This window comes from Streptococcus sp. HMSC10A01, assembly GCF_001807785.1.
Classification (GTDB): Bacteria; Bacillota; Bacilli; order Lactobacillales; family Streptococcaceae; genus Streptococcus; species Streptococcus gordonii.
This window is the reverse complement of the sequence record NZ_KV790969.1, coordinates 91,299-110,839: the sequence shown is the minus strand read 5'-3', so window position 1 is coordinate 110,839 and position 19,541 is coordinate 91,299. Positions and strand designations below refer to the sequence as shown.

At 37.8% G+C, this 19,541-nt stretch carries 20 protein-coding genes; 17 read left to right on the top strand and 3 right to left on the bottom strand.

Features of this window, described 5'->3' with window-relative positions; translation table 11 throughout:
* Window positions 1–5: 5 nt before the first annotated feature.
* The 9 genes from HMPREF3108_RS05205 to HMPREF3108_RS05165 all read left to right on the top strand — a co-directional run bounded on the left by HMPREF3108_RS05205 (window position 6) and on the right by HMPREF3108_RS05165 (window position 8,685).
* Window positions 6–626 carry a hypothetical protein gene (locus tag HMPREF3108_RS05205; RefSeq protein ID WP_048779517.1) on the top strand — a complete coding sequence of 207 codons (621 nt, stop codon included), beginning with the start codon at window positions 6–8 and terminating at the stop codon, window positions 624–626.
* Window positions 627–756: 130 nt separating this feature from the next.
* Complete coding sequence (locus tag HMPREF3108_RS05200; protein ID WP_070493603.1) at window positions 757–3,303, top strand: M1 family metallopeptidase; 2,547 nt, start codon at window positions 757–759, stop codon at window positions 3,301–3,303.
* A gap of 179 nt (window positions 3,304–3,482) precedes the next feature.
* A complete protein-coding gene (locus tag HMPREF3108_RS05195) occupies window positions 3,483–3,767 on the top strand; it encodes a helix-turn-helix domain-containing protein (RefSeq protein ID WP_045634874.1) in 285 nt (94 codons plus the stop codon).
* A gap of 50 nt (window positions 3,768–3,817) precedes the next feature.
* A complete protein-coding gene (locus HMPREF3108_RS05190; protein ID WP_083277171.1) occupies window positions 3,818–4,144 on the top strand; it encodes a DMT family transporter in 327 nt (108 codons plus the stop codon).
* Window positions 4,145–4,158: 14 nt separating this feature from the next.
* The gene (locus HMPREF3108_RS05185) at window positions 4,159–4,962 is read left to right on the top strand and encodes an SDR family NAD(P)-dependent oxidoreductase (protein WP_045634872.1); all 804 of its coding nucleotides are present in this window, start codon (window positions 4,159–4,161) and stop codon (window positions 4,960–4,962) included.
* A gap of 183 nt (window positions 4,963–5,145) precedes the next feature.
* Complete coding sequence (locus tag HMPREF3108_RS05180) at window positions 5,146–5,562, top strand: hypothetical protein (protein ID WP_070493597.1); 417 nt, start codon at window positions 5,146–5,148, stop codon at window positions 5,560–5,562.
* 130 nt (window positions 5,563–5,692) lie between these two features.
* On the top strand, window positions 5,693–6,367 hold the full coding sequence (locus tag HMPREF3108_RS05175) for a response regulator transcription factor (RefSeq protein WP_008808730.1): 675 nt from the start codon (window positions 5,693–5,695) through the stop codon (window positions 6,365–6,367).
* Window positions 6,357–7,757: a sensor histidine kinase gene (locus tag HMPREF3108_RS05170; RefSeq protein ID WP_048779528.1), complete on the top strand. Its 1,401-nt coding sequence runs from the start codon at window positions 6,357–6,359 to the stop codon at window positions 7,755–7,757. Before HMPREF3108_RS05175 ends, HMPREF3108_RS05170 begins: the two co-directional genes overlap by 11 nt.
* Window position 7,758: 1 nt before the next feature.
* Complete coding sequence (locus tag HMPREF3108_RS05165) at window positions 7,759–8,685, top strand: ketopantoate reductase family protein (RefSeq protein WP_070493593.1); 927 nt, start codon at window positions 7,759–7,761, stop codon at window positions 8,683–8,685.
* 23 nt (window positions 8,686–8,708) lie between these two features.
* Here HMPREF3108_RS05165 and HMPREF3108_RS05160 read toward each other — a convergent pair whose 3' ends face one another.
* The 3 genes from HMPREF3108_RS05160 to coaA form a co-directional block, all read right to left on the bottom strand.
* Entirely contained in the window at window positions 8,709–10,160 is a 1,452-nt protein-coding gene (locus HMPREF3108_RS05160) for an alpha-amylase (RefSeq protein WP_048779533.1), read from the bottom strand.
* Between the two features lie 230 nt (window positions 10,161–10,390).
* Entirely contained in the window at window positions 10,391–10,639 is a 249-nt protein-coding gene (gene rpsT / locus HMPREF3108_RS05155; protein WP_008808726.1) for a 30S ribosomal protein S20, read from the bottom strand.
* A gap of 96 nt (window positions 10,640–10,735) precedes the next feature.
* On the bottom strand, window positions 10,736–11,656 hold the full coding sequence (gene coaA / locus HMPREF3108_RS05150; RefSeq protein ID WP_008808725.1) for a type I pantothenate kinase: 921 nt from the start codon (window positions 11,654–11,656) through the stop codon (window positions 10,736–10,738).
* A 105-nt stretch (window positions 11,657–11,761) separates the two neighbouring features.
* Here coaA and HMPREF3108_RS05145 point away from each other — a divergent pair, with 105 nt between their 5' ends.
* From HMPREF3108_RS05145 to HMPREF3108_RS05110, 8 genes are all read left to right on the top strand, one after another.
* The gene (locus HMPREF3108_RS05145; protein WP_008808724.1) at window positions 11,762–12,355 is read left to right on the top strand and encodes a class I SAM-dependent methyltransferase; all 594 of its coding nucleotides are present in this window, start codon (window positions 11,762–11,764) and stop codon (window positions 12,353–12,355) included.
* A complete protein-coding gene (locus HMPREF3108_RS05140; protein ID WP_070493590.1) occupies window positions 12,352–13,629 on the top strand; it encodes a pyrimidine-nucleoside phosphorylase in 1,278 nt (425 codons plus the stop codon). Before HMPREF3108_RS05145 ends, HMPREF3108_RS05140 begins: the two co-directional genes overlap by 4 nt.
* Before the next feature lie 17 nt (window positions 13,630–13,646).
* Window positions 13,647–14,309: a deoxyribose-phosphate aldolase gene (gene deoC, locus HMPREF3108_RS05135; RefSeq protein WP_008808722.1), complete on the top strand. Its 663-nt coding sequence runs from the start codon at window positions 13,647–13,649 to the stop codon at window positions 14,307–14,309.
* Window positions 14,296–14,685, top strand: coding sequence for a cytidine deaminase (locus tag HMPREF3108_RS05130; protein WP_008808721.1), 390 nt, complete (start codon window positions 14,296–14,298; stop codon window positions 14,683–14,685). The genes deoC and HMPREF3108_RS05130 overlap by 14 nt, the downstream gene beginning before the upstream one ends.
* A 70-nt stretch (window positions 14,686–14,755) precedes the next feature.
* Window positions 14,756–15,814 (top strand): BMP family lipoprotein, encoded by a 1,059-nt coding sequence (locus HMPREF3108_RS05125; RefSeq protein ID WP_020992636.1) that lies wholly within the window; start codon window positions 14,756–14,758, stop codon window positions 15,812–15,814.
* A gap of 139 nt (window positions 15,815–15,953) precedes the next feature.
* Complete coding sequence (locus HMPREF3108_RS05120) at window positions 15,954–17,489, top strand: ABC transporter ATP-binding protein (protein ID WP_048779548.1); 1,536 nt, start codon at window positions 15,954–15,956, stop codon at window positions 17,487–17,489.
* Window positions 17,482–18,540 carry an ABC transporter permease gene (locus HMPREF3108_RS05115; RefSeq protein WP_045634862.1) on the top strand — a complete coding sequence of 353 codons (1,059 nt, stop codon included), beginning with the start codon at window positions 17,482–17,484 and terminating at the stop codon, window positions 18,538–18,540. The genes HMPREF3108_RS05120 and HMPREF3108_RS05115 overlap by 8 nt, the downstream gene beginning before the upstream one ends.
* A 1-nt stretch (window position 18,541) precedes the next feature.
* Window positions 18,542–19,498, top strand: coding sequence for an ABC transporter permease (locus HMPREF3108_RS05110; protein ID WP_045502853.1), 957 nt, complete (start codon window positions 18,542–18,544; stop codon window positions 19,496–19,498).
* Window positions 19,499–19,541 lie beyond the last annotated feature (43 nt).

The following is a 19,541-nucleotide window of genomic DNA, read 5'->3' as shown; positions in this document are numbered from 1 at the left end:
AAGTTATGAAGAAAAAAATTTTTACGACACTTGCTCTTATTTTAGTCTTGATATCAGGAGGTATCTTTGTATACAACAAACTAACAAAACCTAACTTTGGTCCTAAAACAACCAAGCTCTATCAACACGGATTTCAACTTCTTGAAGAACAAATTGGAACCTACATCAAAGAACACTATAAAGGTATTGAGAGGATTGAATTTTCTCCTATATATGTTACTGGGGATGACGGGTCTTCCATGTTGAATGCCTATGTACGTCCGACTTTATATGATAAATACGGGAATAAAGCAACTCTAGGTACACAAATAAAAAATTATGCTCCAAATAGTTTTGGTATTGTTACTGACTTAATCGTTGATTTTGACTGGGATGGTAACGAGGTAATTGAATTATTTGATTCAGATGACGAGAGAATTGATGTTTCGAATGCAAAGAAATTACCTAAAGAAGCTAAACTAAGAGATGCAGAAAGTATAGATATAAATATTGAGCTATTATTAAAAGAAGGTCAATTAAAAGAGGTCGTAAAGGATGAAAAAGGCAGTCCAGAAGCTGAAATATTATATAATGTAGAGTTACGGAAAGGTGACGCAGAACTCGAAAAAGAAAAAAGAAAAACCTAATGTTTTGAGTTTCTCGTGAATTACAAAGACAGGTCATCCTTGTCTTTTTCTTTGCTTTAAAATATGGTAAAATGGTTTCAAAAAGTATTTAATGAACAGGATTTCCTGTATCTTAGATGAGGAGAAAAACATGCAAGCAGTTGCACACTTTATTGACACTTTTGTTCCTGAACACTACGATCTATTTCTAGATCTCAATCGTACAGATAAGACCTTTTCAGGCAAGGTGACTATTATTGGGGAAGCTAAGTCAAGTAAGATTTCCCTGCACCAAAAGGACCTAGTAATTGAAACTGTCGAAGTAGCTGGTAAAACACGTCCTTTTACAGTTGACAATGCGAACGAAGCTCTTTACATCGAGTTAGATGCCACAGGTCAAGTTGAAGTAACGGTGACTTATACTGGTAAGATCACGGATAATATGACTGGTATTTACCCATCTTACTACACAGTGGATGGTGTAAAAAAAGAAATCATTTCTACTCAATTTGAGAGTCACTTTGCTCGTGAAGCTTTTCCGAGCGTGGATGAGCCAGAAGCTAAGGCAACCTTTGACTTGGCTTTGAAGTTTGACCAGTCAGAAGGCGAGTTGGCTCTATCCAATATGCCAGAAATTGACATTGAAAATCGTAAAGCAACTGGTATTTGGAAGTTTGAAAGAACTCCACGTATGTCATCTTATCTACTAGCTTTCGCTGCAGGTGATATGCAAGGAGTAACTTCTAAGACTAAAAATGGAACTTTAGTCGGTGTCTATGCAACAAAGGCACATCCAGCTAGTAATTTAGAGTTTGCTTTGGACATTGCTGTTCGTTCCATTGAGTTTTATGAGGATTATTATGGCGTTAAATATCCTATCCCACAGTCTCTTCATGTAGCTTTGCCTGACTTCTCATCTGGTGCTATGGAAAACTGGGGTCTGGTTACTTATCGCGAGATTTACCTCTTGGTTGATGAAAACTCTACGGTCTCCAGTCGCCAAGATGTAGCTCTTGTTGTTGCTCATGAGTTGGCCCACCAATGGTTCGGAAACCTTGTCACTATGAAGTGGTGGGATGACCTTTGGCTTAATGAAAGCTTTGCTAATATGATGGAATATGTCTGCGTCAATGCTATTGAGCCGACTTGGAATATCTTTGAGAATTTCCAAACAACCGGAGTTCCACTTGCTTTAAAACGAGATGCAACAGACGGGGTTCAGTCTGTCCATGTAGAGGTGAATCATCCAGACGAAATTAACACCTTATTTGACCCAGCAATCGTATACGCCAAAGGAAGCCGTCTCATGCATATGCTTCGCCGCTGGTTGGGTGATGAGGCCTTTGCCAAAGGTTTGAACGCCTACTTTGCTAAACACCAGTATGGAAATACAATCGGACGGGATCTTTGGAATGCACTTGGAGATGCTTCTGGTCGTGATGTGGCAGCCTTTATGGACTCTTGGTTGGAGCAACCTGGCTATCCTGTTTTAACAGCCCGTGTAGAAAATGACACTTTGAGGTTGACTCAGAAGCAATTCTTTATCGGTGAACATGAAGATAAGAAGCGGACTTGGGTTCTGCCATTAAATAGTAATTGGAATGGTTTGCCTGATACACTGGAAACTGAAACACTTGAAATTCCAAACTATTCTGCTTTGGCAGCTCAGAACCAAGGAGCTTTGCGCTTCAATACAGAAAACACAGCCCACTATATCACAGATTATCAAGGTGTCTTGTTAGACCAGATTCTAGATACGATTACTGAGTTAGACAGCACCAGCAAGCTCCAAGTGGTGCAGGAACGCCGTCTCTTAGCAGAAGCTGGCCACATTTCATTTGCTGAATTAGTTCCAGTAATCGAGAAATTGACAGAAGAGAGCTCTTACTTGGTTGTTTCTGGGGTTAAAGCTGTTCTGAGTGGTTTGAAAATCTTTGTTGAAGAAGGTAGCGAGAGTGAAAAAGCTTATAATGACTTGGTTATCAAACTTAGCCGATTCAACTTTGATCGCCTAGGCTTTGAAGCTAAAGATGGAGAAAGAGATGAGGATGAATTAGTCCGTCAAATCGTTATTGGAAACTTGATTGCTGCCAATGATGAAAAAGCGACTCAAGAAGCTGACCGCATCTTTGAAGCTCATCAAGATGATCTGGAAAAACTTCCTGCAGCTATCCGTTTGCACATCCTGATTAACCAAATCAAACATCATGAGAGCAAGGAACTGACGGAGCAATATTTGAAGAATTATGTATCGACAGTTGATGGAAGTTTCAAGAGACAATTGGCTTCAGCTTTGGCTTACACTAATGATAGGGAAACGCTTGATCAAATTTTAGAATCTTTAAAGAATAAAGATATTGTTAAGCCTCAAGATTTAGCTATGAGCTGGTATTTCCCTTTACTCAACCACGATTTTACTCAAGCTACTGTTTGGACTTGGGCTCGTGAGAATTGGGACTGGATCAAGGCGGCCTTGGGAGGTGATATGAGCTTTGATAAGTTTGTCATCTATCCAGCTAATGCCTTTAAGACAGCAGACAGGCTCGCTGAATACAAAGCGTTCTTCGAACCTCAATTATCAGATATGGCTATCAGTCGTAATATCAGCATGGGTATCAAAGAAATTGCAGCTCGTGTTGACTTAATTACACGAGAAAAAGAAGCAGTAGAAAAGGCTTTGAAAGCAAGTAAGCAATAGATAAAAAACAGCGGATCTTGTAATCTGCTGTTTTTTTGGAAGTCAGTATAAAGTGTCCATCCTGAAAATCATGTTATAATAGCAATGTCAAAGAAATTTTACCTGGAATTGTATAGGATGTTAAAGAATTTCGTCTAGCCAATTCGTGAAGAAAAGAATAATATAAAGAGGAAATGCAGATGTTAGGAAAACAATTAAAATTACATAGAGAACAAAAGGGCTATAGTCAGAATCAAATCGCAGAATATCTGGGCACGACTCGTCAAACTATCTCAAATTGGGAAAATGATAAAACAATTATAGATAGTCATAGTTTGATTCGCTTAGCTGATTTTTATCAGATCTCTTTAGATGAGTTATGTGGACGAAAAAAGATTCCTGTTTACAAGAATTCAAAGATCAAGTCTATGATTTTAGCTAATGCTTGTACACTTTGGACCTGCTTCACTTCCGCTCATCTCTAAATCAATTGTTTTCCGACTAGCTTTTCAATTCTATTGATTCTAGGAGGACAATGATGTCTTACGTTTATTTAACTCTTGCTATTGTATCTGAAATAGCTGCCACAAGTCTGTTAAAACTGTCGCAAGGTTTTTCAAAAATGCTTTTTGGGATTCTTGCTTTAGTTTTCTATGGCTTGTGTTTTTTCTTTTTATCCTTGTCTTTGAAAGGCATACAACTAAATCTAGTGTATGCTATTTGGTCGGGTGTTGGTTTGGTTGGGACAACAGTGCTATCTATTTTGCTTTTTCATGAAAAAGTAACGTTCGCAAGCCTCTTGGGAATTGCTTTGGTTATTGTGGGGCTTGTTATATTAAACTTATCGCAAAAGATTCACTAATGAGGTAGTATGTTATGGGTGACAATTATTTTAAAAATAAAAAGGTCGTTATTATTGGTGCTAGTGGTAATTTGGGACAAGCCTATACACAAGCTTTTTTTCAAGCTGGTGCTCATTTATTTCTTTTAGGTCGCAATATGAATAAATTAGCTGCTTTTTCTGAGGATATTGCTTCCAACATTCCGATTTGCTCGATAGATATAACAAATGAAACTTCTATTAAAGTTGCAGTGTCTGAAGTTCAAAAGTGGTCGGATAATATAGATATTGTTATTAATGCAACAGGATTTGATGTACGAAAATCTTTATTATCTCACTCTGAGGAGGAAATCAATCAGACTATGACGATTAACCTAATAGGGGCTATTCTTGTCAGCAAACATTTTTTACCTTTGTTAAAAAATCAAAAAGGAGCAACCATTGTGCATTCAGGAGGTTTTGCAGATGGTAGGCTGGCCTTTCCCTATTATAGTGTAGATGTGGCGAGCCGCGCCGGACTTTTTTCTTTTATCGAATCAATGAATCGAGAATTAAAACAGGAGAAGAAAAAGATGCATCTAACTTATTTTTGCCCCAATGCAGCAGATACGCCATCAGAAAAGCCTTATCATCCAGTTTGGAGAGAGATGGGGATCTCTATATCAAGTACAAATCAAGTAATCCAAGCTTTACTTAAAGGTATAAAATCTCGTAAAAGAGTGATTTTGATGGGACAAGGTACAAAGATTTTTACAACATTGAACCTGCTATCCCCAGCAATAGCGGATTATCTTTTACTGAGACGATACGGTCGTATTTTAAAAAAATATTTTGGATAAATTTTCTATTATTTTTCTAAGAATTTTCTCATCTTTTAGTATTCTTTAAGAAAAAATTTAGGCCTCTTTAAGAAAAAATAATTAAGATGTATGTATCCTAAAGAAAGGATGTGGTGAATTCATGAAGTAAAACTTCTTTACTTTATCACAGAAACTTAAAACAGAAAGAAGGAAAAACTTAGAATGAATAAAGAGAAAATGATTGTTGTAGAAAAAAGCACCAAGTGGTGGCTATCGGTAGTAGCGACAGGTTCTTTAGTAGTCGGCTTGATTGGTGGCTATACATTCGGTTCTTTGACGCAAAAAGCAACAAATCAGCAGTCGACCGTTCAAACATCGAAAACGCAGCAAAATAATCAAGACGGCAATAATATGCAAGGCCCTGGTGGACAACCACCTCAAATGAATGGTCAAGAAGGACAAGGCGGACCTGGTGGTAACGGAGGACCTGGAGGGCCAGGAGGACAGGCACCGCAAGGAAATAATAATCAAGAAGGCGGTAGCAATTCTAAGAAGAAGCCAGCCAATGCAGATGGAAGTACAAAGGATAAGGAAAGCAATTCTAATCAAAATAATGAAGAAAACGCTACAAAATCTTAATCCATTTGTTAAAGTCATGATATAATAATTAAAGAATTATACTAAGATCCAAAAAAATGGGACAAAAATTCTTTATTTTACATAATCTTAGATGAAGCAGATCAGTATCTTATAGCAGGAGGAGAACAAGATGATTAAGATTTTACTAGTAGAAGACGACTTAGGGTTGTCGAATTCTGTATTCGATTTCTTAGATGACTTTGCGGATGTCATGCAGGTTTTTGATGGTGAAGAAGGCCTCTATGAAGCCGAAAGCGGTGTTTATGATTTAATTCTACTTGATCTGATGCTCCCTGAGAAAGATGGCTTTCAAGTTTTAAAAGACTTGCGTGAAAAAGGAGTCTCAACTCCTGTTCTCATCATGACTGCTAAAGAAAGTTTGGATGATAAAGGGCATGGTTTTGAATTGGGTGCAGATGACTATCTAACCAAGCCGTTTTATTTAGAAGAATTAAAGATGCGGATCCAAGCCTTACTCAAGCGTTCAGGAAAATTTAATGAAAATACCTTATCATATGGTGATGTAACAGTAAACCTCTCTACCAATACCACGTTGGTGAATGGAAAAGAAGTAGAATTACTGGGGAAAGAATTTGATTTATTAGTTTATTTCCTACAGAACCAAAACGTAATTCTACCTAAAACTCAGATTTTTGATCGACTCTGGGGCTTTGACAGTGATACTACCATTTCTGTCGTTGAAGTCTATGTCTCAAAAATTCGGAAAAAATTGAAAGGAACGACTTTTGCGAACAATATGCAAACCCTTCGCAGTGTCGGTTACATTTTGAAGAATGCTGAATAAACTTAGACGAACTTTTTATGCGGATGATTTTTCATATTTCATTCGCTATTTTGGTGTATTCACACTGATTTTCTCGGCCATGACTCTTTTAATCATTCAGATTATGCGCTCAGGGCTCTATACAACCGTTGACGATAATTTAAAAAGTTTAAGTCAGAATCCCAGATCTGTTCTCCACCTTGCTTTGGCTCGTGCAGCCAATATGCAACCGACGATTGATGAAGGTCAGTCATCTGATGATGTATCTGGACCACAAGACGCACCAGACCCTGGACCAATGGATAATCTGAAGGTGAATTCGAACACTGAAGCAGTCTTGTTTGATGAAGACTTGAAACCATTGACTACTGCAGATCATTTTCTTAGTTTAAAAAAGATTTCAATCAAGAAAAAGGATGTAGGTAAAATTATTCAGACTACTTTGAAAAACAACTATGGACAAGAAGAACTGTATCGTATGTTGGTTTTTGAAATTAATCCAAGCGAATTCTTATCTGGGAATCTTTTGAACAAAGTAAAATATGCAGCAGTTTTGATTAATGTCAATCAATTGGAGCAAACCAGTCAGAATCATGAACAAATCATTGTCATTGTTATGATTAGTTTCTGGTTAATTTCAATTATTGCCAGTATTTATTTGGCTCGGGTCAGTGTGAAGCCTCTAATAGACAGTATGCAGAAGCAAAAATCTTTTGTTGAAAACGCCAGCCATGAGTTGCGTACTCCTTTAGCTGTTTTGCAGAACCGTTTGGAAACTCTTTTCCGAAAACCGGAAGCTACGATTATGGAATCTAGTGAAAATATTGCCTCCAGTCTGGAAGAAGTTCGGAATATGCGGATGCTCACAACTAATCTATTGAATCTTGCAAGAAGAGATGATGGCATTAAAGCTGAAATTGCTGATGTTGAACCAGAATTTTTCACTACAACATTTGCCAACTACGAAATCATTGCGGATGAAAATGAGAAAGTATTTATCTACGAAAATCATATCGACCACAACATCAAGACAGATAGAACGCTTCTAAAACAGCTGATGACTATTCTCTTTGATAATGCTGTGAAATATACAGAAGAAGATGGGGTTATTAAGTTTATAGTATGGTCAAAAGACCGTTCTCTTTACTTACGAGTGTCTGATAACGGACCTGGAATCAATAATGAAGACAAAAAGAAAATTTTTGATCGTTTTTATAGGGTTGATAAAGCCAGAACAAGACAAAAGGGTGGTTTTGGTCTAGGTCTATCCCTTGCAAAACAAATTGCCGATGCTCTAAAGGGTACAATTACTGTTAAAGATAATAGACCGAAAGGTACCATTTTTGAGATCAAAATTTCCATCAAATCAGAAAGTAAGAAAAAATCAACTAAGCTAATAGGAAATAAATGATATGAAAATATTGATTTACGGTGCTGGTACTATTGGAATGACATATGGCTGGCTACTTAGTCAAGGACATGAAGTTGAGTTTTTTGTAAAAGAGAGAGATTTATCCCACTATCAAAAAGGAATTTCTCTCTTAATCAAAGATTTGAGGAGACACGATAAAACCTACCAGCTTCATCATTTTGCTCCAAAATTGGTTACTAGTATAGTAAATCATTATGATTTGATTTTGCTGACGGTAAACAGTAGCCAAATTAAACAAGCTGCTAAAGAACTTTCAACATTTCAAGGAAAGACTCGTATCCTGATTATGCAGAATAATTGGGATACCACTGAAAAGATATTTCCTTATCTTGATAGAGAATCTTATTCGCTCGCTTTTCCTTCATCAGTTGGAGGTGGTAGAAAACATGGAAAAGTTAAAGCAATAATTTTTCAGGCTCCTACTCTAATTGATGAAGATGAGTATCATGATTTGAATTGTGGAATATTTGAAAAATGTCACTTAAGTATTAAAAGTATGCCAGATTTAGCGAATTGGTTGAAAATCCACTGCCTTCAAGAAGCAGTTATGGCGGGTGCGATAGCAGAATCTGGGAGTTTTGGCGCTGTTTTGGAAGATTCGCAAGTAATCAAAAAGATGATTCTTGCATGGCGAGAAGGAATTCTCTTGTGCGAAAAATATGGTATTTCTAAGAAAGCTTATAAACCAACCAAGTATTTGTTTTTGCCACTTTGTTTATTAATTCCAGTGGTGAAACTATTTTTGAAGCAGCCACTCACTCAAGAAATGATAAGAGGGCATCTTGCCTCTGGTTATCAAGAGTGGGCAGATCAATATAGAGAAATATTAGAAACGGGAAAAATGAATCATTTTCCCATGCATATTTGGCAATCTTATCAGCCTTTTATAGAGAATTATAAACAATAAAAATCAGCTCAAAGAGCTGATTTTTAATTTTTAATAGACCAAACGCTAACAGATTGTTCTTCAACAGGGAACTCTCCCCAGCCTTCTTCATCGATAGTGACAATTGTTTGGAAATTACCAAGGTAGTCCGAACACTCGTGCCCTGACCAATCTTGTCCAAAATACATCCGTTTTGAAGTAGCAGTAGCATTTGAAATTAAAACAGCAATTGGCTGACCACCATCTTGACCAGCCCTTGTCCATCCGATACAATTTGGGTCATCAAAATAGTCGGTCTCTTCACCATAAGCTAGGTTTAGACGAAGGTCTAATAGTTTGTCGATTTCTTCTTGGAAATCTTGCTGAGCAAATTCACCACTTATGCCATAGTAGTCTCCGTAGAAAATACATGGGAGGCCAGACTCTCGAAGTAGAATAAGAGCATATGCTGCCGGTTTAAACCATTCTTCAACAGTAGATTCAAGAGCTTGACCACGCTGAGTATCATGATTTTCTACAAATGTCACAGCTGATTCTGGGTGATTTTTTACTAAAGTATGATCAAAAATAGTACGCAAGTCATATTCTTCACCCTTTTGACTTGCTTCAAAAAGATTAGTATGCAATTTAACATCGACAAGATCGAAGCGATAGTCAATATTTTCTAAGTAGTCATTATTAGCAGCTTCATCATTATTCCAAAACTCTCCGAAAACATAGAAATCATCACCATATTCTTGCAAAATATCTCGAATAAAGTTGGCCATAAAGAAGGAATCTATATGCTTAACTGCATCCAAGCGGAAACCCTGTATACCTGTAGTTTCGATAAACCATCTAGCCCAATCGTATAGGTTTTTAATAACATCTGGGTGTTTGAAGTCCAGATCGGCGTACATTAGATAGTCATAGTTTCCGTTTTCGCTGTCTACCAGCTCGTCATTCGCCCAACCTTTATTGTCACCTTGAATTAAATAAATTCCAGACCGACGACTTTTTGCATCAAAGTCAGTTCCAGTAAAATGGTACCAATGCCATTCAAAGTCATTATATTGCTTGTTTCTTCCTGGAAAAGTAAAGTGAGTCCATCCTTTAATCATAAAGGGCTCAGAAATAGCAGTAGTACGGTCATTTGGATCTACTTCAATAACCGTAAATGTTTCAGTTCCGTCGGCTGCAGCCTTATGATTTAAAACGACATCAGCAATTGGATCGATTCCATTGTCTTTTAGTGTTTGGATCGCTTGAAGATATTCTTCTTTTAATCCATACTTAGTCCGAACAGTTCCTTTTTGATCAAACTCTCCTAAATCAAATAAGTCGTAAATACCATAGCCGACATCATTCGAGCCAGTTGCTTTAAAAGCCGGAGGCATCCATATTTTTTTAATACCTTTGGCCGCCAAATTTGGTGCATCCATTGCTAATCGATTCCAATGCTGGCCATCATCTGGAAGATACCATTCAAAATACTGCATTAAAGTTTGGTTTTTCATATTAAGTTCCTTATTTAATCAATTCTTCTGACTCATAGAATGTATTCATGTCAGATTTACCGCTATTTTATCAAAAATAGAAGGAGGACGCAAAAGTTTGCGTCACTGTTTTTTGAACCTTATCTCAAATACTGTACAATTATGATCGTTTAGAATTGGCAAAATCGCTTCCTAATGAATTAAGGCGCAAAAAAAGCTCCGAAGAGCTCATTTTGTATGCAGTTAGTTGATTAACCAAGTTTTGCTGCAAGACGTGCTTTATCACGGCTAGCTTTATTCTTGTGGATCAAACCTTTAGTTTCTGCTTTATCGATAGCTGAGCTAGCAGCGCGGTAAAGTTCTTCAGTTGGGTTTGCTTCAAAAGCTTTAATTGCAGTACGCATAGCTGATTTTTGAGCTGAGTTTTTTTCGTTGTGTTTAACGTTCAATTCAGCGCGTTTGATAGCTGATTTAATGTTTGCCAAGTTTTTCACCTCCAATGTATACTAACTATCTAATTATATATGAAAAGTTCGCATTTGACAAGCCTTAATTATTCTTTTAAAAAAATATCACTTGATTTCAATCGATTATAGTTATTTCTTTAAGTAAATCTCATCTATTTCATGGTTATGAGCTTTATGAAGGATTAATTCAGCGCGATTGCGAGTTGGCTCAATATAATCTTTTAAGTTAACTAAATTAATAGATTTCCATATGTTGCGAGCCATTTTCATAACATCTTCAACTGGTTCTTGGGTGAAGCGATGGTAGTAGTTCTTTGAATCCTGTCTAGCCAAGTCCAATAATTTACCAAAACGATCAAGATACCATTTCTCGATATTCTCAACCTCAGCGTCTACATAAATAGAAAAATCAAAGAAATCTGTTATATAGAGACGTTCATTTTGAGGATTTTGAAAAACATTAATCCCTTCAACAATGACGAAATCAGCAACTTGGATTGTCTGTGTCTGATTTGGAACAATATCATAGATTTCATGAGAGTAGACAGGAACCTGATAAGTTTGTCCGTTTTTTAGGTGATCTAAGAAATTTAGAAGAAGTTCCATGTTATAACTTTCAGGGAAGCCTTTTCTATTTAAAAGGTCATGTTTCTGTAAGATTGAGTTCGGATATAAAAAACCGTCTGTTGTTACGAGTTCAACTTTTGCATTCTCAAAAGTTCTAGAAAGTAAAATTTGGAGAAGGCGGCTTGTTGTCGACTTTCCAACAGCTACGCTTCCAGAAACACCAATGATAAAAGGTTGTTTTTTTAAGTTTTTTTGCAGAAAAATTCCCTTTGAAAAAGCAAGATCTTCTTTGGCTCTCTTATAAATTTGAATCAGATTAGTTAATGGTAAATAGATATCCATAACATCTTGCAAACTAATTTCATCATTAAAACTTTTTATTGAATTTAATTCTTCTTCAGTTAATGGCGGTGTTGTTTTTCTATGTAATTGTTGCCATCTTTCTCGGCTAATTCTATCGAAATGAAGGAATTCGTTTGTCATATTTTTTCTCCTATCAACTTGATTAGTATACCATATTGTTAAAAAAATTGTAGAAAATATTGTAAACGGTTTACATTTTAGGTAAAATTGTGATAAAATTAATTTATGTCAAAGATGTATTTTGCAGAAAATCCGGATGCTAAGCACGATATCCATAAATTACAACTGAATTTATTAGGTCAACCAATGACCTTCCTTACGGATGCTGGCGTCTTTAGCAAGAAGATGATCGATTATGGTAGTCAGGTCCTCCTGTCTACCATAGATTTTTCTATAGGGGATACTATTTTGGATCTGGGCTGTGGTTATGGTCCATTAGGTTTAACATTAGTAAAGTCGCAAGCTGTGAAAGCTACCTTAGTGGATATTAATCTGCGTGCTTTGGATTTAGCCCGAAAAAACGCCGAACTTAATGGGGTTTCAGCGGAAATCTTTCAATCTAATATCTATGATCAAGTAACTGGAGTTTTTGACCATATAATTAGTAATCCTCCTATTAGAGCTGGGAAGCAAGTAGTTCATCAAGTTATTGCAGGTAGCCTTGAGCATTTGACGCTAGGTGGTGACCTAACTATCGTCATACAGAAGAAGCAGGGGGCGCCAAGCGCTAAAGCCAAAATGGAAGAAGTTTTTGGAAATTGTGAAGTTGTCAAAAAAGATAAAGGCTACTATATTTTAAGGAGTGAGAAACTAGAATGAGAGCTGTCGACATTATTCAAAAAAAACGTGATGGTTTTGAATTAACAAAAGAAGAAATTCAATGGTTGATTGATGGTTATGTTGCTGGTACAGTGCCCGATTATCAAATGTCTGCTTTTGCAATGGCTATTTACTTTAAGGGAATGACAACCAGAGAAATTTCAGACTTGACTATGACAATGGTAGGAACAGGTCAACAAATTGACTTATCAGAAATCTCTGGTATTAAAGTGGATAAGCATTCTACTGGTGGTGTTGGTGATAAGGTCACTTTGATTCTTGTTCCTTTGGTTGCTAGCTTTGGTGTACCAGTTGCAAAGATGAGTGGTCGAGGTCTAGGTCATACGGGTGGAACGATTGACAAACTAGAATCTGTAAAAGGATTCCAAGTTGAGCGCAGTCAAGAAGAATTTATCAAACAAGTTCAAGATATCGGGCTTTCTGTAATTGGTCAGTCAGATCAACTCGTGAAAGCTGATAAGTTGCTTTATGCTCTTCGTGATGTGACTGCAACAGTTGACACAATTCCTCTAATTGCGAGCTCTGTTATGAGTAAGAAGATTGCTGCTGGAGCTGATAGTATTTTGCTTGATGTGACAGTTGGTGAAGGCGCCTTTATGAAGAATATCGAAGATGCGCGTCGCCTTGCTCAGACCATGGTTGAGTTAGGTAAAGCTGTAGGCAGACGAACAGTAGCTGTTATTACAGATATGAGCCAACCAGTGGGAACAAGCATTGGTAATCGTTTGGAGATTCTTGAGGCTTTAGAGATCCTTCAAGGAAAAGGCAGAGAAGATGTAACCCATTTTATCTGTGAGTTGGCTCAGATTATGCTTAGCTTAGCAAATGTAGAGAAAACTGTAGAGGAAGTTCGCGAGCACATAATGAATGGCTCTGCTCTCAGAAAGTTTGAAGCTATGATTCAAGCACAGGGCGGTGACTTGGAAGACTTTTATAGGCCATCTTCAGCTCAGTATATAGTAGACGTCACTGCAGATAAGTCTGGTTTCATTTCTGAACTACCAGCTATGGAATTCGGTTTATTTGCTATGCGTTTAGGTGCTGGTCGAGCAGTTAAATCTGACAACTTAGATTATGAAACTGGAATTGTTTTTGAGAAAAAAGTTGGCGAAGCTGTTCAATCAGGTGAAGTAGTTGCTAAAATCTATGCTAACCAAAAAATCTCTGAGGAAATGATTACAGAATTCAAAAAAAATGTTAGAATAGATGTCGAACGGAAAAAAGTAAGCGAAATCATTGAGGTCATTTCTTGAGTTTAAAGGAGAAAAAAATGAAATTGAACAAATACATTGACCATACTCTTTTAAAGCCGGAAGCAACAAAAGAGCAAATTGAAAAAATAATTGAAGAAGCCAAAGAATATGATTTTGCAAGCGTCTGCGTTAATCCAACTTGGGTAAAGCTTGCAGCTGAAGAATTAAGAGGATCTGATGTAAAAGTTTGTACAGTTATAGGTTTCCCTTTGGGGGCAACCACTCCTGAAGTAAAGGCATTTGAAACAAAAAATGCGATTGAAAATGGGGCTGATGAAATCGATATGGTAATCAATATTGGCGCTCTCAAGTCTGGTAACTTGGATTTGCTTGAAAAAGATATTCAAGCAGTAGTAGAAGCAAGTGGTGAGAAACTTGTGAAGGTCATTATTGAAACTTGCCTTTTGACTGATCAAGAAAAAGTTCTGGCCTGTCAAATTTCCCAAAAAGCTGGAGCCGACTTTGTAAAAACATCGACTGGCTTTTCAACTGGTGGTGCTACTGTAGAAGATGTAGCTTTGATGAGACAAACAGTTGGTCCTGATATGGGAGTTAAAGCATCTGGAGGCGCTCGTTCTTATGATGATGCTCAAGCTTTCATTAAAGCTGGAGCTACTCGGATTGGTGCTTCATCAGGTGTTGCTATCATGAAAGGGGAAACAGCTAGTGGCAACTACTGATTTAATCGATTTGGCCGTAGAGACAAGCAAAAATGCGTATGTTCCCTATTCTCACTTTCCAATTGGTGCTGTACTAGTTGCTAAAGATGGCCGTGTCTTCACTGGAGTTAATGTTGAGAATGCTAGTTTTGGTTTGACAAACTGTGGTGAACGAACAGCAATATTTAAAGCAGTTTCTGAAGGAGCACTTGAGTTTGAAGAGCTGATTGTCTATGGGCAGACAGAAAAGCCAATTTCTCCATGTGGAGCATGCCGTCAAGTGATGGCAGAATTTTTTAATAAAGATCTAAAAGTGACATTAGTCGCTAAAGATAAATCGACGGTCGTGATGACGGTCGGGGAATTACTTCCATATTCTTTTACCGACTTAAAATAGTTGGTAGTCTGGGTCATCTGACCACACAATTTTGCAACATTGTTGCATATCTTATTTAGGAGGTTCAGAAATGAACAAGAAAAAATGGCTAGGCCTTGGTCTAGTAGCTGTCGCAGCAGTAGGACTTGCTGCATGTGGTAACCGTGCGTCTCGCTCAAATAGCAATTCAGATGCTAAAACAGATCTGAAAGCTGCTATCGTAACCGATACTGGTGGTGTTGATGACAAGTCATTCAACCAATCAGCATGGGAAGGTTTGCAAGAATGGGGTAAAGAAAACGGTCTTTCAAAAGATCATGGTTTCACTTACTTCCAATCAACAAACGAATCAGAGTATGCTAACAACCTTGAGCAAGCTGCATCAAGTGGTTATAAAGCAATTTTTGGTATTGGATTTGCTCTTCGTAACGCTGTAGAAGCTGCTGCCAAAGACCACTCAGACATCAACTATGTCATCATTGATGATGAAATCAAAGGTCAAGACAATGTCGCTTCTGCTTTGTTTGCAGATAACGAAGCAGCTTATCTTGCAGGTGTAGCTGCAGCGAAAACAACTAAAACAAAAGTTGTTGGATTTGTAGGTGGTATTAAAGGTGCCGTATTGACTCGTTTTGAAAAAGGTTTCGAAGCTGGTGTTAAATCAGTAGACCCATCTATCAAGATTGATGTTCAATATGCAGAATCATTTGGTGATGCTGCTAAAGGTAAAACAATCGCCGCTGCACAATATACAGCAGGTGCTGATATCATTTATCAAGTAGCTGGTGGTACAGGTGCTGGTGTCTTCAACGAAGCGAAGTCAATCAATGAAACAAGAAACGAAAGCGAAAAAGTTTGGGTTATTGGTGTGGACCGTGACCAAGAAGCCGAAGGAAAATTTAAATCTAAAGATGGTAAAGAATCTAACTTCGTTCTTGCTTCTACCTTGAAAAAAGTTGGTGGAACAGTTAAAGACATCGCAACCAAAGCATCTAAAAACCAATTCCCTGGTGGTAAAACAACAGTTTATGGTTTGAAAGATGGTGGTGTTGATTTGACAACTAAAGCTTTGTCAGATGATGCTAAAAAAGCAGTAGAAGATGCTAAAGCTAAAATTCTTGACGGAAGCATCAAAGTTCCTGCAGAATAAAATTCAAACATTGACTCTCAGGAAGCGATCTTAGAGAGGTCGCTTCTTTGAGATTGAGGCAAAAGGTTTTGTCTCAATAGAGCTTACTAACTCTTAGTAGGTTCTATTGAAATAAAAATTTTGAAAGGATGGGATCACAATGACACATGAAAATGTCATCGAAATGCGGGAGATTACCAAAATTTTTGGACAATTTGTTGCAAATGACAAAATTAACCTTCATCTTCGTCGTGGTGAAATTCATGCTCTTTTAGGAGAAAACGGAGCAGGTAAATCTACTTTGATGAATATGTTGGCAGGATTGCTTGAGCCTACTAGTGGTGAAATTGCAGTAAATGGGCAAGTTGTTAAACTAGACTCACCGTCGAAAGCAGCCTCTTTAGGTATTGGAATGGTGCACCAACACTTTATGCTGGTCGAAGCATTTACTGTTGCCGAGAATATTATTTTAGGAAGTGAAATTACTAAGAATGGTGTTCTAGACATCAAAAAAGCAATCCAAGAGATAAAAGAATTATCTGAAAAATATGGACTTGCCGTAGATCCTTCTGCAAAAATCGAAGACATTTCAGTCGGCGCTCAACAACGTGTTGAAATCTTAAAAACTCTTTATCGTGGTGCTGACATCCTTATTTTTGACGAACCAACAGCTGTATTAACGCCAGCTGAAATCGACGAATTGATGATCATTATGAAGAACCTTGTCAAAGAGGGGAAATCGATTATTTTGATTACGCACAAGTTGGATGAAATTCGTGCAGTTTCTGATCGTGTTACAGTTATTCGTCGTGGTAAAAGTATTGAAACGGTTGAGATTGCTGGTGCTACAAACCAAGATCTTGCTGAAATGATGGTAGGACGTTCTGTTTCATTTACAACAGAAAAAAATCCTCCACAACCAAAAGAAGTAATTCTTTCAATCAAAGATTTAGTTGTTAATGAAAACCGTGGTATTCCGGCTGTCAAGAATTTATCACTTGATGTTCGTGCAGGTGAAATTGTTGGTATTGCCGGTATTGACGGAAATGGACAAAGTGAATTAATTCAAGCGATTACTGGTTTGCGTAAAGTTAAGTCAGGAACTATTAATATAAAAGGTAAGGATGTAGTTGGCTTGCCTCCTCGTAAGATTACGGAAATGAAGGTCAGTCACGTTCCTGAAGACCGTCATCGTGATGGTTTGGTTCTAGATATGACTATTTCTGAAAATATTGCTTTACAAACTTACTATAAAGAACCACTGAGCAAGAATGGTATTTTGAATTATACTAATATTCATAATTATGCTCGTAAACTGATGGAAGAGTTCGATGTTCGTGCAGCAAATGATTATGTTCCTGCATCAGCTCTATCTGGAGGTAATCAGCAAAAGGCAATTATTGCTCGTGAAGTAGACCGTGATCCAGATCTTCTAATTGTTAGTCAGCCTACACGTGGATTAGACGTTGGTGCGATTGAGTATATCCATAAACGTTTAATTGGTGAGCGTGATAAAGGGAAAGCAGTTCTTGTTGTCAGCTTTGAATTGGATGAGATTCTCAATTTATCTGATAGAATCGCTGTTATTCATGACGGTAAAATTCAAGGTATCGTAACGCCAGCTGAAACCAACAAACAAGAACTTGGTATTTTGATGGCCGGAGGAGAACTAAAGAAGGGAGATTCTAATGTCTAAGAAAACACAGCAGATTGCCGTTCCTTTGATTTCTGTCGTTCTTGGGATTTTACTCGGTGCGATTATCATGTGGATTTTTGGCTACGATGCTATTTGGGGGTATGAAGAACTTTTCAAAACAGCCTTTGGTACTCTAAGAAGTTTGGGGGAAATCTCTCGTGCAATGGGACCACTGATCTTGATCGCCCTTGGTTTTGCAGTGGCTAGTAGAGCCGGCTTCTTCAACGTTGGTTTGCCTGGTCAAGCTTTGGCTGGCTGGATTACTGCCGGTTGGTTTGCCCTATCATTTCCAAATTTACCGCGCCCACTTATGCTCATCATGACTGTATTCCTTGGTATTGTAGCGGGTGGTATTATTGGTGCGATTCCTGGTATTTTACGTGCTTACCTTGGAACATCAGAGGTCATCGTAACGATCATGATGAACTATATCGTTCTATATGTTGGTAATGCCTTTATCCATAGTTTCCCGAAATCTGTCATGCAGAGTGTGGATTCTAGTATCACTGTTGGCCCTAACGCCACCTATCAGACAGAGTGGTTGCGTGCTTTGACCAATAATTCGCGGATGAACATCGGAATCTTCTTTGCAATTATTGCAGTTGTTTTTGTATGGTTCCTTCTTAAGAAAACGACACTTGGTTTTGAAATTCGTTCAGTTGGTATCAATCCACATGCAAGTGAGTATGCTGGTATGTCAGCAAAACGTACAATTATCCTTTCAATGATCATTTCTGGTGCCCTTGCTGGTGTCGGAGGAGTAGTAGAAGGACTTGGTACATTCCAAAACGTATATGTTCAAGGTAGCTCATTAAGTGTTGGTTTCAATGGTATGGCAGTTAGTCTTCTTGCAAGTAATTCTCCTGTGGGAATTCCTTTTGCAGCCTTCCTGTTTGCAGTACTTCAAGTTGGAGCTCCAGGTATGAATGTTGCAACGATTCCTTCAGAATTGGTCAGCATTGTAACAGCAGCTATCATCTTCTTTGTAAGTGTTCATTACATTATTGAACGTTTTATCAAACCACGCAAACAAGAAAAGGGAGGTAAATAAGATGAATTTTGTCTCAATGCTAAATTTGTTAGTGTCGTCAATGCTTATTTATGCAGCTCCTTTGGTCTTCACTAGTATTGGTGGTGCCTTCTCTGAACATTCAGGTGTTGTTAACGTGGGACTTGAAGGTATCATGGTGATGGGTGCTTTCTCAGGTGTTGTTTTCAACCTTACGTTTGAAAGTACTTTCGGAAGTTTAACACCTTGGTTGGCCCTTTTGGTCGGTGGAATAGTCGGACTTGTTTTCTCACTTATTCACGCAGTCGCTACTATCAACTTTCGTGCAGACCATGTTGTCAGTGGTACAGTTTTGAACTTGATGGCACCTGCCTTGGCAATTTTCTTAGTAAAAGCTCTTTACGGAAAAGGTCAAACTGATAACATTCGAGTTTCTTTTGGTAAATTTAATTTCCCAATCCTGTCTGATATCCCTGTTATTGGAGATATTTTCTTCAAACACACCAGTCTGATGGGTTACTTGGCTGTAGGTTTTGCCTTTGTCGCTTGGTTCATCATGTTTAAGACGAAATTTGGTCTTCGTCTTCGCTCTGTTGGTGAACATCCACAAGCTGCAGATACACTGGGAATTAATGTTTATCTGATGCGCTATTGGGGAGTAATAATTTCTGGATTCCTCGGTGGTGTCGGTGGAGCGATCTACGCACAATCAATCTCAGTTAACTTTGCTGCAACAACAATCATTGGACCAGGTTTCATTGCTCTAGCAGCTATGATCTTTGGTAAATGGGATCCAATTGGAGCAATGCTTTCAAGTCTTTTCTTTGGATTATCTCAAAGTTTAGCAGTTATCGGAAGTCAATTACCATTTCTATCTCATGTTCCAGCGGTTTACTTGCAGATTGCGCCTTACGTTTTGACAATTCTTGTCCTAGCACTCTTCTTCGGAAAAGCTGTTGCACCTAAGGCGGATGGTATTAACTATATCAAATCTAAATAAAGTGAAACAGGAATTTTTCCTGTTTCTTTTTTGTTTTATGGAG

Excerpts from the sequence above, each read along its gene's own strand:
- HMPREF3108_RS05205 (WP_048779517.1), top strand. The coding sequence starts at position 6 with ATGAAGAAAAAAATTTTTACGACACTTGCTCTTATTTTAGTCTTGATA.
- HMPREF3108_RS05200 (WP_070493603.1), top strand. The coding sequence starts at position 757 with ATGCAAGCAGTTGCACACTTTATTGACACTTTTGTTCCTGAACACTAC.
- HMPREF3108_RS05195 (WP_045634874.1), top strand. The coding sequence starts at position 3,483 with ATGTTAGGAAAACAATTAAAATTACATAGAGAACAAAAGGGCTATAGT.
- HMPREF3108_RS05190 (WP_083277171.1), top strand. The coding sequence starts at position 3,818 with ATGATGTCTTACGTTTATTTAACTCTTGCTATTGTATCTGAAATAGCT.
- HMPREF3108_RS05185 (WP_045634872.1), top strand. The coding sequence starts at position 4,159 with ATGGGTGACAATTATTTTAAAAATAAAAAGGTCGTTATTATTGGTGCT.
- HMPREF3108_RS05180 (WP_070493597.1), top strand. The coding sequence starts at position 5,146 with ATGAATAAAGAGAAAATGATTGTTGTAGAAAAAAGCACCAAGTGGTGG.
- HMPREF3108_RS05175 (WP_008808730.1), top strand. The coding sequence starts at position 5,693 with ATGATTAAGATTTTACTAGTAGAAGACGACTTAGGGTTGTCGAATTCT.
- HMPREF3108_RS05170 (WP_048779528.1), top strand. The coding sequence starts at position 6,357 with ATGCTGAATAAACTTAGACGAACTTTTTATGCGGATGATTTTTCATAT.
- HMPREF3108_RS05165 (WP_070493593.1), top strand. The coding sequence starts at position 7,759 with ATGAAAATATTGATTTACGGTGCTGGTACTATTGGAATGACATATGGC.
- HMPREF3108_RS05160 (WP_048779533.1), bottom strand. The coding sequence starts at position 10,160 with ATGAAAAACCAAACTTTAATGCAGTATTTTGAATGGTATCTTCCAGAT.
- coaA (WP_008808725.1), bottom strand. The coding sequence starts at position 11,656 with ATGACAAACGAATTCCTTCATTTCGATAGAATTAGCCGAGAAAGATGG.
- HMPREF3108_RS05145 (WP_008808724.1), top strand. The coding sequence starts at position 11,762 with ATGTCAAAGATGTATTTTGCAGAAAATCCGGATGCTAAGCACGATATC.
- HMPREF3108_RS05140 (WP_070493590.1), top strand. The coding sequence starts at position 12,352 with ATGAGAGCTGTCGACATTATTCAAAAAAAACGTGATGGTTTTGAATTA.
- deoC (WP_008808722.1), top strand. The coding sequence starts at position 13,647 with ATGAAATTGAACAAATACATTGACCATACTCTTTTAAAGCCGGAAGCA.
- HMPREF3108_RS05125 (WP_020992636.1), top strand. The coding sequence starts at position 14,756 with ATGAACAAGAAAAAATGGCTAGGCCTTGGTCTAGTAGCTGTCGCAGCA.
- HMPREF3108_RS05120 (WP_048779548.1), top strand. The coding sequence starts at position 15,954 with ATGACACATGAAAATGTCATCGAAATGCGGGAGATTACCAAAATTTTT.
- HMPREF3108_RS05115 (WP_045634862.1), top strand. The coding sequence starts at position 17,482 with ATGTCTAAGAAAACACAGCAGATTGCCGTTCCTTTGATTTCTGTCGTT.
- HMPREF3108_RS05110 (WP_045502853.1), top strand. The coding sequence starts at position 18,542 with ATGAATTTTGTCTCAATGCTAAATTTGTTAGTGTCGTCAATGCTTATT.